This is a genomic window from Pseudovibrio sp. Ad46, assembly GCF_001623065.1.
Lineage (GTDB): Bacteria > Pseudomonadota > Alphaproteobacteria > Rhizobiales > Stappiaceae > Pseudovibrio.
This window is the reverse complement of record NZ_LMCG01000079.1, coordinates 81061-96058: the sequence shown is the minus strand read 5'-3', so window position 1 is coordinate 96058 and position 14998 is coordinate 81061. Positions and strand designations below refer to the sequence as shown.

11 protein-coding genes are annotated in these 14998 nt (G+C 52.6%); 3 read left to right on the top strand and 8 right to left on the bottom strand.

Annotated features, from left to right (window positions below):
* Positions 1–3: 3 nt before the first annotated feature.
* From PsAD46_RS22635 to PsAD46_RS22625, 3 genes are all read right to left on the bottom strand, one after another.
* On the bottom strand, positions 4–963 hold the full coding sequence (locus PsAD46_RS22635) for a MoxR family ATPase (protein ID WP_063307925.1): 960 nt from the start codon (positions 961–963) through the stop codon (positions 4–6).
* Between the two features lie 115 nt (positions 964–1078).
* A complete protein-coding gene (locus PsAD46_RS22630) occupies positions 1079–1882 on the bottom strand; it encodes a methyltransferase (protein WP_063298006.1) in 804 nt (267 codons plus the stop codon).
* A gap of 91 nt (positions 1883–1973) precedes the next feature.
* Positions 1974–2198 (bottom strand): DUF2007 domain-containing protein, encoded by a 225-nt coding sequence (locus PsAD46_RS22625; RefSeq protein ID WP_057462549.1) that lies wholly within the window; start codon positions 2196–2198, stop codon positions 1974–1976.
* Positions 2199–2393: 195 nt separating this feature from the next.
* Here PsAD46_RS22625 and PsAD46_RS22620 point away from each other — a divergent pair, with 195 nt between their 5' ends.
* Positions 2394–3407: a polyprenyl synthetase family protein gene (locus PsAD46_RS22620; RefSeq protein ID WP_063307924.1), complete on the top strand. Its 1014-nt coding sequence runs from the start codon at positions 2394–2396 to the stop codon at positions 3405–3407.
* 216 nt (positions 3408–3623) lie between these two features.
* Here the strand turns inward: PsAD46_RS22620 and PsAD46_RS22615 are convergent, their stop codons facing one another.
* From PsAD46_RS22615 to PsAD46_RS22600, 4 genes are all read right to left on the bottom strand, one after another.
* Positions 3624–3944 carry a hypothetical protein gene (locus PsAD46_RS22615; RefSeq protein WP_208981978.1) on the bottom strand — a complete coding sequence of 107 codons (321 nt, stop codon included), beginning with the start codon at positions 3942–3944 and terminating at the stop codon, positions 3624–3626.
* A gap of 113 nt (positions 3945–4057) precedes the next feature.
* A complete protein-coding gene (locus tag PsAD46_RS22610) occupies positions 4058–5518 on the bottom strand; it encodes a catalase (RefSeq protein ID WP_063307923.1) in 1461 nt (486 codons plus the stop codon).
* A 404-nt stretch (positions 5519–5922) separates the two neighbouring features.
* Positions 5923–6804 carry a 4-(cytidine 5'-diphospho)-2-C-methyl-D-erythritol kinase gene (locus tag PsAD46_RS22605; protein ID WP_063307975.1) on the bottom strand — a complete coding sequence of 294 codons (882 nt, stop codon included), beginning with the start codon at positions 6802–6804 and terminating at the stop codon, positions 5923–5925.
* A gap of 22 nt (positions 6805–6826) precedes the next feature.
* Entirely contained in the window at positions 6827–8647 is a 1821-nt protein-coding gene (locus tag PsAD46_RS22600) for a tetratricopeptide repeat protein (RefSeq protein ID WP_063307922.1), read from the bottom strand.
* Between the two features lie 326 nt (positions 8648–8973).
* On the opposite strand from PsAD46_RS22600, the gene ppdK reads away from it, so the two are divergent.
* The gene (ppdK, locus tag PsAD46_RS22595; protein WP_063307921.1) at positions 8974–11646 is read left to right on the top strand and encodes a pyruvate, phosphate dikinase; all 2673 of its coding nucleotides are present in this window, start codon (positions 8974–8976) and stop codon (positions 11644–11646) included.
* Positions 11647–11654: 8 nt separating this feature from the next.
* Complete coding sequence (locus PsAD46_RS22590) at positions 11655–12635, top strand: methylmalonyl Co-A mutase-associated GTPase MeaB (RefSeq protein WP_208981976.1); 981 nt, start codon at positions 11655–11657, stop codon at positions 12633–12635.
* 33 nt (positions 12636–12668) lie between these two features.
* On the opposite strand, the gene PsAD46_RS22585 is transcribed toward PsAD46_RS22590, so the two are convergent.
* Positions 12669–14957 (bottom strand): bifunctional diguanylate cyclase/phosphodiesterase, encoded by a 2289-nt coding sequence (locus PsAD46_RS22585; RefSeq protein ID WP_208981975.1) that lies wholly within the window; start codon positions 14955–14957, stop codon positions 12669–12671.
* Positions 14958–14998: the final 41 nt, after the last annotated feature.

Sequence of the window (14998 nt, the reverse complement as noted above, 5' to 3'; positions counted from 1 at the left end):
AGGCTATGCTGTTGGGGCAGGCATGCTGCCAGCAATGGTGGCCTGTGAGTTGGCTTCCATGCGGATTTCATCGAGGATCGCACGGGTTCTGGAGCCTTTGATGCGGTCGATGTCCTCCTGATACTTGAGCAGGACGCCGAGTGTGTCTGACACCATTTCCGGATCAAGCGCGACCTCTTGCAGTTCTGTGAGGGCGGTGGCCCAATCCAGGGTTTCAGCGACGCCTGGCTTTTTGAAGAGGGCATCATCCTCTCGCAGCTTTTGCACGAAGGCAACGACCTGAGCGGAGAGAACTGCGGCGGCTGTTGGCAGTTTGGTCTGCACGATTTGCAGCTCGCGCTCTGCTGTTGGGTAATCAACCCAGTGGTAGAGACAGCGGCGCTTCAGAGCATCATGAATCTCGCGGGTGCGGTTGGTGGTGATGATGGTGATCGGTGGTTCATCAGAGGTGATGGTGCCCAGCTCCGGTATGGTCACCTGACTGTCCGCCAGCACTTCCAGCAGGAAGGCCTCAAAGGCTTCGTCGGTGCGGTCCAGTTCGTCGATCAGGAAGATAGGTGCGCCCAACTCTGTGGTTTCCAGCGCCTGTAGTACCGGGCGCTTGATCAGGAAGCGAGGGCTGTAGAGCGCTGTGTTGAGGTTCTCACGGTTCACGCTGCCGGAGGCTTCTGCCATGCGGATTTCGACCATCTGGGCGGCATAGTTCCACTCGTAAACGGCAGAGGACACGTCCAACCCTTCATAACACTGCAAGCGGACAAGCGGGCGGTTGAGCGTGGCTGAGAGGACTTTGGCGATCTCGGTTTTGCCAACGCCTGCCTCGCCTTCGAGGAAGAGGGGGCGTTTCATGCGCAAGGACAGGTGCAGCACGGTTGCGAGTGCGCGATCTGCCAGATACCCGCCAGAACTTAAGAGCGTGAGGGTTTCTTCAATGGAGTTTGGTAGATCAACCTTGCTGCTCATAAATAGTCTGCTCCCGCCTAGTCATCTGCTGCGCTTTGATTTGCGCCTTACGATCATAATAGGGAGAAAAACGTATATTGAAAGCGGATTGTTCTGCGCAGGTTAGCTGTGTTGCTCAACGGTTTGTGAGGCCAAGGCCCATGCCATCGCGCATGACGGTGGTGGCTTGCCGGGTGAAGGTGCCGCCTGCTTCTTCATGCAGGGTGAAGCCCGGCAGAATCTGGAGCGGGGCTTTGCTGGCAGCCACTGCGCGGACAATGATGCGGGTGGCTGGTGCGTCGGCTGTTGGGCGGATCGGGATGATATCGATGGCACCGAAACGGCGTTGCATGGGGTCAAGCAGGTCCTGCAGACCATCTGCTCTGAAGATGATGGAGAGCGTTCCGCCGTCCTTAAGTAAATCTTTCGCGGTTTTGATCCAAGGCTCAATGCCGCGTTCATCCAGCGCGTGGGCTGGCGCACGGTCTGACTTTGGGGTGACGCGAAAGCGGGCGCTGTCGTAGTAAGGCGGGTTCATGATTACATGATCCGCGATGGAAGACCCAAGGCCGCTTTGGTGGCGAATGCTGCCCTTTGCGGTGAGGTTGGATTCTAGAATGGAGACGCGTTCAGCAAAACTTCCGTTTTCCGGCAGGGACAGGCCTTTGCGGGCCAGTGCTGCGGTGACGGGGTCAACCTCCACGCCGACGGCTTTGATGTTTGGCAGGCGGTGGGCGGCGCAAAAAGCTGCAGTGCCGACGCCGGTGCCCAGATCGTAAAGCGTGCCTGTGGTGCTTTGCGGAAGGGATGCGGCCAGATAGACGGCATCAAGCCCGGCTCTATGACGGCCTTTTGCAGGTTGCTCAACCATGACTTTGCCGCCGAGGAACTTGTCCCTGGTGGTTTGCTGCTGAGATTGAGGTGTTTCAGGGTTGGTCATGGCGGCGCCGGATCAAGAAAAGTCGCAATAACGCACTGATACAGGCTGCCGGTTTTCATGCAATCCCTATTGTTTATCTAAAGAGAAGTTTTCACGCGTCTTTTAGGTAGTGCCCCAGGTCAGCATCACGCATAAGTTGACAAGCTTCATCCATACGGTCTGCTTCCACCATGATCCGGCGCGGCAAAAAGCCAAGGGAGCCGTCCAGTATGCTCATGTTGGTGTCGGCGACAAAGTAGATGATCTCGGCATCTCCCAGCAGGGCTTCAAGATGCGAGATGAGGACGGGATCTGTTGTTCTGATGAGTTCTTCCACGATGATGTCCTCTTGAAGAGAGTTGCCTATTTTGCCAGAAAGTATGCAGGTTAGGGTTGGTATTGTGAAAAAAACTAATTGTGATTGGTAAATTATCCCTTCGACACTACTTTATTGGCAGCAAATTCTTACTAAAGCTTGCCCGAGACTATCTACCAACCTATTGTCCCGTTGGAATCAAAATAGAGGTATCCCGTGGGCGTTGTTGGTCTTCAATCTCAGACAGCCAAACCAGCTGGAATTCAGGGGCTCGTAGAGCTCGTTTCAGGTGACATGGAGAAGGTGAACGAGCTGATCCTCTCCAAAGCCGGTTCTAATGTTGAGCTGATCCCGGAAATTGCGCGCCATCTGATCGATTCAGGTGGGAAGCGTTTGCGCCCGATGCTGACACTGGCGTTTGCACAGATGTTTGGCTACGAAGGCGAGGGACATGTCATCCTTGCAGCATCTGTAGAGTTTATGCATACGGCAACTCTGCTGCATGATGATGTTGTCGACGAAAGCGATATGCGCCGCGGTAAGCTGGCTGCTCGCAAGCTTTGGGGCAACCAGGCCAGCGTGCTGGTGGGTGACTATCTGCTTGGTCAGGCTTTCAAGATGATGGTTGATGTGCACTCTTTGGAAGCGCTGCGCATTCTGTCTGAGGCCTCCGCAATCATTGCTGAAGGTGAAGTGCTTCAGCTGGGCGCCGCTCAGGATACCACCACGACCTTTGAGATGTATCTGCGGGTGATTGAGGCTAAAACAGCTGCTCTGTTTGCAGCTGCGTGCGAAGTGAGCCCAGAGATTGCCGATAAAGGTGACGAGATGCGTGCTGCGGCGCGCAAGTTCGGCCTTGAGCTTGGTTATGCCTTCCAGCTTGTTGATGATGCGCTGGATTATGGCGGGGCGACTGTTGATCTTGGCAAGGACGTTGGTGACGACTTCCACGAAGGCAAGATCACACTGCCTGTCATCTACGCGATGGAGCGTGGCAGCGATGAGGACAAGGCGTTCTGGAAACGTTGTCTGGAAGATGGAGACATCAAAGACGGCGATCTGGATCATGCCATCAAGCTGCTGAACGACACTGGCGCTCTGGCTGATACGGTTCAAAAAGCGCGTGATTATGGTGCATCTGCAATTGAAGCTCTGGCCAGCCTGCCAGACGGTCCTGCCAAGCAGGCGCTGAAAGAAGCCGTCGACTTCTGTATTGCCCGTGTGAGCTAATCAGAGAGCAGTTCGAAGAAATTGAAAAGCGCCGCAGCAGAAATGCCCGGCGCTTTTTTGTTGGCTGTACTGGGAGTGAGACTTGTGTACCAAGGGTAAAGTGATGGCAGGCGTTGAAGACGTGCCTTGAGCAAAAAATCTAAATAAAGTAGGAGTTCGCACTGCTGCTCGTTTGAAAATAAAAGTGCAGCAGTGCATTGAAAAAGCTACTTTAAATCATGCCTTTTGCAGCTTGTGGTCGTAATAATCCCGATAATTCTTGTTGTACTCTTCCTGCTCAATAGGCAAATTAAGTGATGCCCGCAATCTGTTCGCGATATGTTGTCTGGACCAGGTAATAGCTGCGAGCTCAGAATTTGTTTCTGCTTCAAGCTCCGATATGACCTGAAGGATTTTGGCGCTTAAGTCTTCCTCATTTTGACTCGCGCTCCAGGCATTGCTCGCAACGACAGATGCTCCTGTGGCGACAGCCATCGTGGAACCGCGCGTTAAAAGCATGCGTCGATTGATATGAGTTTCGTTACCTTTGAAATCCATTGAATTTTCCCCTTAGAATGTACTTCGGCAATTGTGGATCAGGGGCCTTTATTGGTTGGTTGGTTGGTTGGTCGGCTTGGGCAGAGCCCCTGATCTTTGGCTATCAATGTAACTTAGATGTCTTTTACATCTGCGATACTGATGTTGAGCGCAGCTGCAACACCTGTGCCGTAAGCAGGGTCCGCGCGGTAACAGTTGCGGACATGACGGTGTTGGATTTCGATACGTGCGGGGCTAAGCGAGCGGGCTGTGTTTGCAAACAGAGCTTCTTTCTGATCTGCATTCATTGAGCGGAAAAGAGCGCCAGGCTGAGAGTAGTAATCTTCATCCTCCCGATGGTCCCAATGACCCGCAGCTCCTTCTATTGAGAGTGGTGGCTCGGAGAAATCTGGTTGCTGTTGCCATTCGCCAAACATGTTCGGCTCATATCCGATACGTGAACCGTTGTTGCCATCAACTCTCATGGCTCCGTCGCGGTGATAGGAATGGAATGGGCAGCGCGGTGCATTGACCGGGATTTGCGAGTGATTAACTCCAAGACGATACCGCGCAGCATCCCCATAAGAGAACAGGCGGCCCTGAAGCATTTTGTCGGGAGAGAAACTGACGCCGGGCACAATTGTGGACGGCGCAAATGAAGCCTGCTCAACTTCAGCGTAGTAGTTCTCAGGATTTCGGTTCAGTTCAAGCACGCCAACTTCGATCAGCGGATAGTCGGACTTGGGCCAGACTTTGGTTAGATCAAACGGGTTGATGTGATAATTGCCGGCCTCTTTTTCTGGCATAATCTGGACTGACAGTGTCCATTTCGGAAATTCGCCATTCTCAATGCTGTCATAAAGATCTCGCTGGTGACTTTCGCGATCATTTGCAACGATTTGAGCGGCTTCTTGATCTGTCAGGTTTTTGATACCTTGTTGGGTTTCAAAGTGGAACTTAACCCAATAACGCTCGTTGTCTGCGTTGATGAAACTGTAGGTATGACTGCCAAATCCATGCATATGGCGATAAGTCGCTGGGATGCCGCGGTCTGACATGACGATTGTGACCTGATGCAGAGCTTCAGGCAGGTTCGTCCAGAAATCCCAGTTGTTATCCGCACTGCGCATGTTGGTGCGCGGATCTCGTTTTACTGCATGGTTCAGATCTGGAAACTTTAGCGGATCGCGGAGAAAGAAGACTGGTGTGTTGTTGCCCACCAGATCCCAATTGCCTTCCTCAGTATAGAACTTTATGGCGAAGCCGCGAATGTCCCGTTCTGCATCAGCAGCGCCACGTTCTCCTGCCACTGTCGAGAAACGCATAAATAAATCGGATTTTTTGCCAACTTCGGAAAATATCTTAGCGCGAGTGAACTTGGTGATGTCATTGGTTGTTGTGAACGTTCCATAAGCGCCAGAACCTTTGGCATGCATTCTGCGCTCAGGAATAACCTCACGATCAAAGTGGGCCATTTTTTCGAGGAACCAAACATCCTGCAGCAGAGCTGGACCGCGGGGGCCTGCAGTTTGAATGTTCTGATTGTCGGGGACGGGGGAACCAAAAGCAGTGGTCAACTTGGGCTGATTAGTCATATTCTCTCCGCATATTATTATGCCTGAAGGATGATTTCAGAGCGGAGAAAATCAAAATCAAATAAACTTATTGAGTCATAACTTGTCTTGATGATGTTGTAACATCGGCTGAAAAGATACGGTAGATCAGGAGTTTACCTTTTGGAATTTAGCTAGTTGTTGTGGTGTGTATGTGAGGACAACTTTGGATTGAAGGCAAAATTGCAAGGCAAACCAGATCACAGCAGACTGTCCTCGGCTTCTGAATGATCGGGGTAATCTGTGAAGGGTAAAGGCGTGTCTGCTCTAGGTGAAAAGATGGGGAGGTTAGCCCCCATCGTGGAACCGCTTGGCAGCATAGATGGCTTTTAAAAAGAGACTTATGGCAAAGCCTTTCTGCACATAAGTTTGGTTTCCACGCCAGCCTAAACCCGTGCCGCCTTGATCCACCAGTTTCCTTTAGCTTCCTGCAAGTGGGAGGCTATGGCTTGGGCGGCTTCTAGGGTTTCAACGAGGGCAAAGCAGGTGGCGCCGGAGCCGGACATGCGGGCGAGGAGGGTATTTGGCTGGGAGGCCAGCAGGTCGAGGACCTCAGAGATTTCTGGTGCCTGTGAGATCGCTGGTTTTTGTAGGTCGTTGCGGCAGGTTTTGAGCCAGTTGGCGAGGGCTTTCATGCTCTCGAACTCTTCTGGCATTTCCGGCAGCGGGGTGTTGTTTTTCTTTTCCAGTGCGTGGAAAATGGCTGGGGTGGAGACCTCAATCAATGGATTGACCAGAACGATCGCGCCGGATGGGAGATCTGTCAGCGGTTCGATGATCTCCCCAATGCCACGAATGCGGGCAGGTTTTTCTTCCAGACACATAGGCACATCAGCGCCGAGACTGAGGGCAAGTTTGGCAAGGTCTGTTGGAGACGGAGACACGCCCCAGATCCTTGTGAGTGCGCGCAGGGTTGCGGCTGCATCTGCGGATCCGCCACCAATGCCTGCTGCAACGGGGAGCGATTTTTCGAGCTCTATCTGAACTCCTGATGCGGAGGGCAGGTGTTCTGCGAGCATGTTTGCGGCTTTGATGACCAGATTGTCAGCAGGATCGCCCTGTATCTTCGCAGAGAACTCTCCAGTGATCTGGAGTGAAAGGTCGGGGGCTGGTTCAACCGAGATCTGGTCGCCGATTTCAGGGAACACCACAAGGCTGTCGAGCATGTGGTAGCCATCTTCCCGTTGACCGGTGATGTGGAGGGCAAGGTTCACCTTGGCACGGGCTAATTCCTCAACCCGTGCTGCCTTTGTATCTTCCAAAGTCATCATAATATGATCGTGTTATGAGCTATTTGTTGTCAGTGGAACTCGCCAGACCAACCGGAACAGCCTCGTCCATGCCGTTTTCGATTTTGTCGAGAATGCGCTTCAGATCTTCTGGCTCTGGCTCAAGGTCGCGGGCATGGTTCCACTTGAACCGTGCTTCCAGTTTGCGGCCAACTTGCCAGTATGCGTCGCCCAGATGATCGTTGATGATTGGGTCATGTGGACGCAGAGCAACGGCTCGTTCCAGCTTTTCAGCGGCTTCTTCATAGCGACCCAGTCGATAGTAAACCCAGCCGAGACTGTCGACGATGTACCCATCGGTTGGGCGCAGGCGAACAGCGCGTTCAATCATCTTTTGGGCTTCATCCAGCTTCAGACCACGATCCACTAGGGAGTATCCGAGGTAGTTGAGGATCATTGGCTGTTCAGGCTTGAGGGTCAAAGCTTCGCGGAAATCTTTTTCAGCAGCGTCCCACTTGTCCTGACGTTCGCGGGTGATGCCGCGGAAATACAGGATCGTCCAGTGATTTGCCTGAATTTCGCTGAGGGTATCCAAGCCCTGATTGTAAGAGGTTTCAGCCTCTTCAAAGAGGGAATGACCGCGCAACACGTTGCCCAAAGATGTGATGGCTTCCAGATCGCTCGGGTCTGCTTTCACCAGCTTTTCAAGATGGGCGCGGGCTTCTTCCAGATTATCCAGAATGTTGTAATGAAGCGCAATCTGGATTTCAGCTTCGCGTTTCATTGGGGAGCCGTCTGATACCGCTGACAGGTACTCAATGGCGCGCTCGTTGTCGCCAAGCTGCTCAAACAATGAGGCCAGACCAATCAGGGCTGAATCATTCTTCGGATTGAGGTAGGCGGCGAGTTGCAGGTAATTTGCGGAGAGCTCTTCGCCTTCTTTGCTGACTGCGATGCCGAGACCGTGCAAGGCTTCCGCCAGTCCTTCAGCTGGTGATTTGGCGACGGATTCAATAACCTCGCCGCTCTCAATCTTCTCTCTCAGAGTGACAAGAAGCGGATGTTCTGGAATGAGTTGCTCATATTCGGCAACGATGTCCAGCGCTTCTTGCTGTCTGCCGGACGCAGCGAGCATACGGGTGTAGGAAATGGCGTTGCGCAGGGCGCCGCGGTCAATCTCGTAGGCTGCCTTATAAAATTCGGCGGCCTGATGCGGGTTGTTGTTGTATTCAGCCAGCAGGCCCGCATTGAAATTGATGAAGAGGTCAAACCACTTGGCACCTGTGGTGCTTGTCAGATCTGCGATGGCCTCATCTGTTTTGCCCTGACCTGCTTTAACCCAGGCTGAAACAAGAGCGAAGCTCAGACGGGACAGCGGGTTGACGTTTTGCGTGACGGCATCTGGCAGTTCGGTGGTGAAGTCACCTTCATGAATGCGCTGCGCGGCAACGGCCAGCTGCGCAAGGAAGTGCTCGTTGTCTTCTTCCAGAATGCGGTTTGCCAGAGGGAGCGCTTTTTCGACATTGCCGTTTGCCAGTGATGTGACAAATGCGCGGTCGAGAATATAAAAATTATCCGGGTCACCTTGCAGAGCTGAGGTGAAATAGTTGGACGCGGCGGCCAGATCCTGAGCAAGAAGGGCGCTTCTGCCTGACAGGTAACTTCCTGACAGAGAGCTTGCAGCCGGCAAGGACTGGGAATTTGCTTTCGCGCTTTGAGCGGGAACTAATGGCGAGCCCAACAGAACAAACGCCAGCGCAGAGGCCATTAAGGCCCTTTTTGAGAATCTGTTTTTACTAACAGAATGATAGGTCATACGGCCATTGTTCTGAGCAGAAGCAGAATTGGAGCGGAACAGCGCAAAATAGCTTGTCAGGGTCATATATGTCTCTCATTGAGAGCCGATTGCGACTCAATATTACATCAATCTGTTAGTAGCGAAGAATGGCGTTTTTATAGCAGCCGGATAACTCACCGCATGTTGTTAAGTGTATCCGAACATTCTTTCAATTGAACCTACATTTTTTCAAGTATCTGCGGATAAGTAAGTATATTGATATTTCTCAAGAATTCAGAAGTATTTACGCAATAACACTAAGGTCGAGGTCTGAGTCTCTTGCTATAATGACCCTGTTCATTGCAGATAGTGGGCAGTGGTGCAATTCCAAGTGAGATTGGTTGTCGTCTCACTCAATAAAGGGGGGTGTTATGACCAAGTGGGTCTACATCTTTGGAGAAAACAAAACCGAGGGCGATGCTTCTATGAAGGAGCTGCTGGGCGGTAAGGGTGCAAACCTTGCCGAGATGAGCAGACTAGGATTGCCTGTCCCTCCCGGCTTTACCATTACAACGCAAGTTTGCACGCACTATTATGATGATGGTCAGCAGTATCCTTGCGAGCTCAAAGAGCAGGTTCATGCTGCCATTGCGGCTGTTGAAGAGCTGACAGAGCGTAAGTTCAACAGCACGTCCAAACCGCTGCTGTTGTCTGTGCGTTCCGGTGCCCGTGTTTCCATGCCGGGTATGATGGATACGGTTCTGAATCTGGGTCTCAATGACCGGACTGTTGAAGCGCTGGCCAAAGATGCAAACGATGACCGGTTTGCTTATGACAGCTATCGTCGTTTCATCCAGATGTACTCTGATGTGGTGTTGGACGTAGACCACGATCACTTCGAAGAAATTCTGGAGGATTTCAAGGACGAGCACGACTACTCCCTTGATACTGACCTGACCGGCGACGACTGGAAACAGATCGTCGCGGCTTATAAGGACAAGGTTGAAGAAGAGCTTGGTCGTCCTTTCCCTGAGGATCCTGAAGAGCAGCTCTGGGGTGCCGTTGGCGCCGTGTTCAAGAGCTGGATGATCCCACGGGCCAAGACTTACCGCGCCCTGCATGAAATCCCAGAGGACTGGGGTACTGCAGTGAACGTGCAGGCGATGGTGTTTGGTAACACAGGCGAAAATTCTGCGACCGGTGTTGCCTTTACCCGTAACCCGTCCACTGGTGAAAACGCGCTTTATGGTGAGTTCCTCATCAACGCGCAGGGTGAAGATGTTGTTGCGGGTATTCGTACGCCGCAGGACATCACCGAGAAAGCCCGCATTGAGGCGCATTCTGAAAAACCATCTCTTGAAGCGACCATGCCTGAGGTGTTTGCGGAGTTCCAGGCTGTTTGTGACAGGTTGGAGACCCATTACCGCGATATGCAGGATCTGGAGTTTACCGTTGAGCACGGCAAGCTTTGGATGCTTCAGACCCGTAACGGCAAGCGGACGCTGAAAGCTGCGCTGAAGATTGCGGTTGATATGGCTGAGAGCGGCCTGATCACCAAAGAAGAAGCCGTTGCGAGTATTGCGCCGTCTTCTCTGGATCAGCTGCTGCACCCAACCATTGATCCTGCCAGCGAACGAGATGAGCTGACTGTTGGTCTGCCAGCTTCTCCGGGTGCTGCCTGCGGTGCGATCGTGTTCAACTCTGACGATGCTGAAACAGAAAAGGCCAATGGCCGCTCTGTTATTCTGGTTCGTACAGAGACCAGCCCTGAAGACATTCACGGCATGCATGCTGCGGAAGGCATTTTGACAACACGTGGCGGAATGACCAGTCACGCGGCTGTTGTTGCGCGCGGTATGGGTAAACCTTGTGTTGCTGGCGCTGGAACCATTCGTGTTGATGCCCGTAATGAGACCATGACGGTTGACGGTCGCAGCTTTGGCAAGGGTGATACAATCACCATTGATGGCGGCAATGGTCAGGTGCTTGCTGGTAAGGTCCAAATGCAGGAGCCTGAGCTTTCCGGTGATTTCAAAAAGTTGATGGAATGGGCTGATAACATTCGCCGCATGAACATTCGCACCAATGCAGAAACACCTGCTGATGTGAAGGTTGCGCTTTCTTTTGGGGCTGAAGGTATTGGCCTGTGCCGTACCGAGCACATGTTCTTTGAAGGCGAACGTATCCTTGCGGTGCGTGAAATGATCTTGTCTGACACGGTGAAAGAACGCAAAGCTGCGCTTGCGAAGCTGCTTCCGATCCAGCGTCAGGACTTTATCGATATCTTTGAGCTGATGGTTGATCGTCCGGTCACCATTCGTTTGCTTGATCCGCCATTGCATGAATTCCTTCCTAAGACGGAAGAGGACATTGCTGAAGTTGCCAAGCAGATGGACATTGATCCGGAAGAACTGCGTGAGCGTGCGGAAGAGCTGGAAGAGTTCAATCCTATGCTCGGCAATCGTGGTTGCCGTTTGCTGATTTCCTATCCGGAAATTGCAGAGATGCAGGCACGGGCAATCTTTGAAGCTGCGCTGGACGTTTCCAAGCGCCATGGCCGCAAGGTGACACCTGAAATTATGGTGCCGCTGGTTGGCTTGAAGAGCGAGCTGGATATTGTTCGCGAGAGCATTGACGGTACAGCGGCAGTTGTGGCCAAGGAGCTGGGCGAAAAGCCTGAGTACTCTGTTGGCACCATGATTGAGTTGCCACGGGCCGCGCTGCTTTCTGAAGAGATTGCCGCGTCTGCCGAGTTCTTCTCTTTTGGCACCAACGATTTGACGCAAACCACCTTTGGTATCTCTCGTGATGATGCCGCGTCCTTCCTGGGCAAGTATCAGGAACGGAAGGTGATGGAGAAAGATCCGTTCGTTTCTCTGGATGTGGACGGTGTTGGCCAATTGGTGAAGCTTGCAGCCACGAATGGTCGTAAGACGAAAGCTGATATCAAACTTGGTATTTGCGGAGAACATGGGGGTGATCCAGCCTCCATCGCCTTCTGCGAAACTGTTGGTTTGAATTACGTGTCCTGTTCTCCATTCCGTGTTCCTGTTGCGCGTCTTGCTGCTGCTCAGGCAGTGCTGGCACAGCGGAACAAGGGGTGAGTGGCTTTGTGAAAAAAGGGAGGAGCTGGCCTCGGTCGGCTCCTGCCAATCTGGAAGACCTGAGAGCTGGCGGTAAGCCAGCTCTTGCGCGTTTGCTCAGCGCTATTGAGAGCTATGAGGGACATCCTCAGCTGATCTCTTTGCTGGATGAGGCGTTGCAAAACCCAATCGCGCATGTGATCGCGCTGACCGGACCTCCCGGCGTTGGGAAATCCACCCTGACAAATGCAATGATTTCGGAATACCGCAGCGCGGATCAAAGCGTTGGTGTGATTGCGGTTGATCCCTCCTCTCAGGTGACTGGTGGATCGTTGCTGGGTGACCGGACACGGCTTTCAACCGATCCGGAAGATCAGAAGATTTTTGTGCGTTCCATGGCTGCGCGGAACCGGCTTGGTGGGCTTTCTGAACATGCTATTGCTGCAGTGATCCTGATGCGGGCTGTGATGGACCGGGTGATCGTGGAGAGTGTTGGTATTGGCCAATCTGAGGCAGATGTGGCTCTTGTGGCTGATACCTGCGTGCTTTGTATTCAGCCAGGATCTGGTGACAGCCTTCAGTTCATGAAGGCAGGCATCATGGAGCTGCCGGACATTATCTGCGTGACTAAGGCTGATATGGGAGACGTTGCCAGCCGTGCCCGTGCGGATGTGGAAGGTGCCATGAGCTTGAGTGCGAAGCGAGGGGACTGGAAGGTTCCTGTGTTGATGCTGAGTGCAATGGACAACAGAGGCCTTAGTGAGCTGATTGATGCCAGCGACAGACATCACTCTGTGCTGCACGATAATGGTGGTCTTGCGGTTCAACGCCGTGATCAGGTGAAGGCCTGGCTTGTTGACCAGCTTAAGATGCAGTTTGGGCAACAGGGTGTTGCAGTGCTGAAAAATTCCGGTGTGCGCTGGGAGGAAGCGGCCAAGCGACCATTTGCTTTCAAGCATGAAACCAGCGAGACATTTGCTGCGTTCTGGAAGAGTTTTTCTGAAAACTAGTTTGAGATGATAGTCGATCGCGAAGGGCGCAGATTATTCTGCTGCGCCCACTCTGATTTTGCGTGGCTTCTGTTCCACTTCTTCATCCCTGTCATCACGCCATAGACGGAACTTGCCAAGTGGGATTGGGCGGGAGAACAGATAACCCTGCATCATTGGGCAATCCATGGTGAGCAGCAGTTCTTTCTGCTCTTCTTCTTCCACGCCTTCAACACACACATCCATGCCAAGACGGAGCCCCAGCGTGATTGAGCTTGCCAGAATTTCTCTGGCTTTGGCATCAGTCACCGCACCATTGATGAAGGAACGGTCGATCTTGATTTTGTCGAACAGATCGCGGCGCAGGTAGCTGAGAGATGAGAAGCCAGTTCCGAAATCATCCAGCGCAATTTTTACGCCGAGATTACGAAGGCGCTCGATGACTTCAACCACTGTTTCTGAGTAGTTGATGAGAACGTCTTCGGTAACTTCCAGTTCCAGGCGGTTAGGTTCCAGCTGGTATTTTTCCAGCAATGTGTTGACCAGCTCGGGGAATTCCGGATGACGTAACTGAGTTGGAGAAACGTTCACGCACATGGTGACGTCATTCAGGGTTGAGCCATCCTTGATCGCGTTCTCCAGCACCCACTCACCAATGCGATTGATGAGCATGGATTCTTCAGCTACCGGCAAAAATGCAGCTGGTGGCAAAAGACCTTTTTTCGGATGGTTCCAGCGAATGAGGGCCTCGGCTGCCAGAATGTTCTTGCCGGTGTTGTCCATGATCGGCTGGTAGTAGTTCTGGAATTCGTTGGCATTGAGCGCGCGTTTGATATCCTCTTCGATTTCACGGGAGATCTGAAGGGTGTCCTCCATCTCCTTTTCAAAGAGCACATAACGGCCACGGCCAAGTTTCTTCGCCTGATAGAGTGCAATGTCTGCTCTGCGCAAAAGTTCAGTCAGGTCATGACCATGCGACGGGGAGAGTGAAACGCCCATGCTGGCCGTGGTCAGAATTTTGTGTTTCTCAACCTTGAAGGCATCAGAGAGCATTTTCTCGATGTACATACAGGTTTCGATGATCTCATCCATGTTGGTGCGGTGCGCCAGTACGATGAGGAACTCATCTCCACTGACGCGCGCGACCCGGTCTTCCATGTTGATCGACACTTTCAGGCGTTCGGCGACGAGTTTGATGACTTCATCGCCGATGGAGTGGCCCAGACTGTCGTTGATCTGTTTGAAATGGTCCAGATCCAGAAATACAATGCCAGTAATACGCTGTTTTTGTCGGTCGCGTCGCAGCACGTCAGCTGCAAAAATCTCGAACCATGTTCTGTTGGGCAGCCCGCACAAGGCGTCATGGAGTGCTGCATGTGTCGCATCTGCTTCATTTTGCAAGATGCGGTCTGTCATCTTGATGTAGCGGAGCAGAATGAGAATCGTCATCAGCAAGATAGCGATGATGGTTCCCAGAAAATACGGTGATGAGTTGGTGTAGATCGCGCCAGAGGCTGCGGTGGTTTTCCAGCTCAGATTGGCGATGATCTCGCCGTTGCGGCGGAGCAATGGCAGGGATACACGCTGGAAGTCGGCTTTTGGCTTGTTCGTGGTGATGAACATTTCCGACAAGCCCGTTGATTCCTCAAAAGATCTGATGGACCGGATGTCCAGTGATCGTACCCAAAGCAGATAACCGGCAACTGTTGGCATACCTTTTGGCGGTGCTGTTGACGGAGTGATTGCTGCGACAGTGGCGAGGCCGATTGCGCCATCAACCAGAACAACATCGCGCAAACTTAACGCCAGAGGGGCATGGCTGCGCAGTGGTTCAGGTACACGGAACTGCGTTTGCTTCGTGTTGGCCCGTGTTTCCAATTCAGACAGTGTGGCATCAAGCTGGCCGCGGAGCTGATCTTCAAAGACTTCGCTGTGCCATGGCAGATCGCGGCGGTAGGTGTAAAGCGGCTTCATATCCTTGTTGAGAATGACGAAGATATCCCGATCACCACGAGTGCTTGGGGTCGGTGTCAGATCCTCATCCAGCAGGATGTTGGTTTCTTCTGAAAGAACAGAAGCGTATGCCTTGTTTGAGATGGCGATGCGCTCTGCTTCGTTTGCGAGCCCATTGCGGAACACTTTGAGGTTGCTCTGTACGAGGCGAACTTCTTTATCGACCTCGAAGTCGAGCGCACGCTGGGTTGACCAGTAGAACGCCAGATACCCAACAGCCAAAGCTGCAGCTACAACACACAGGATCAACAGAGCCATCATGCGGGCTCCGATTTTTTTGCCTCGTGTAATCGTATTGCCGAAAGTACTGCCCAACACTGCTGAAGTCATGGGAGTTTTCGAACTCGGTTGTCCCGCCATCGGCAATTTAC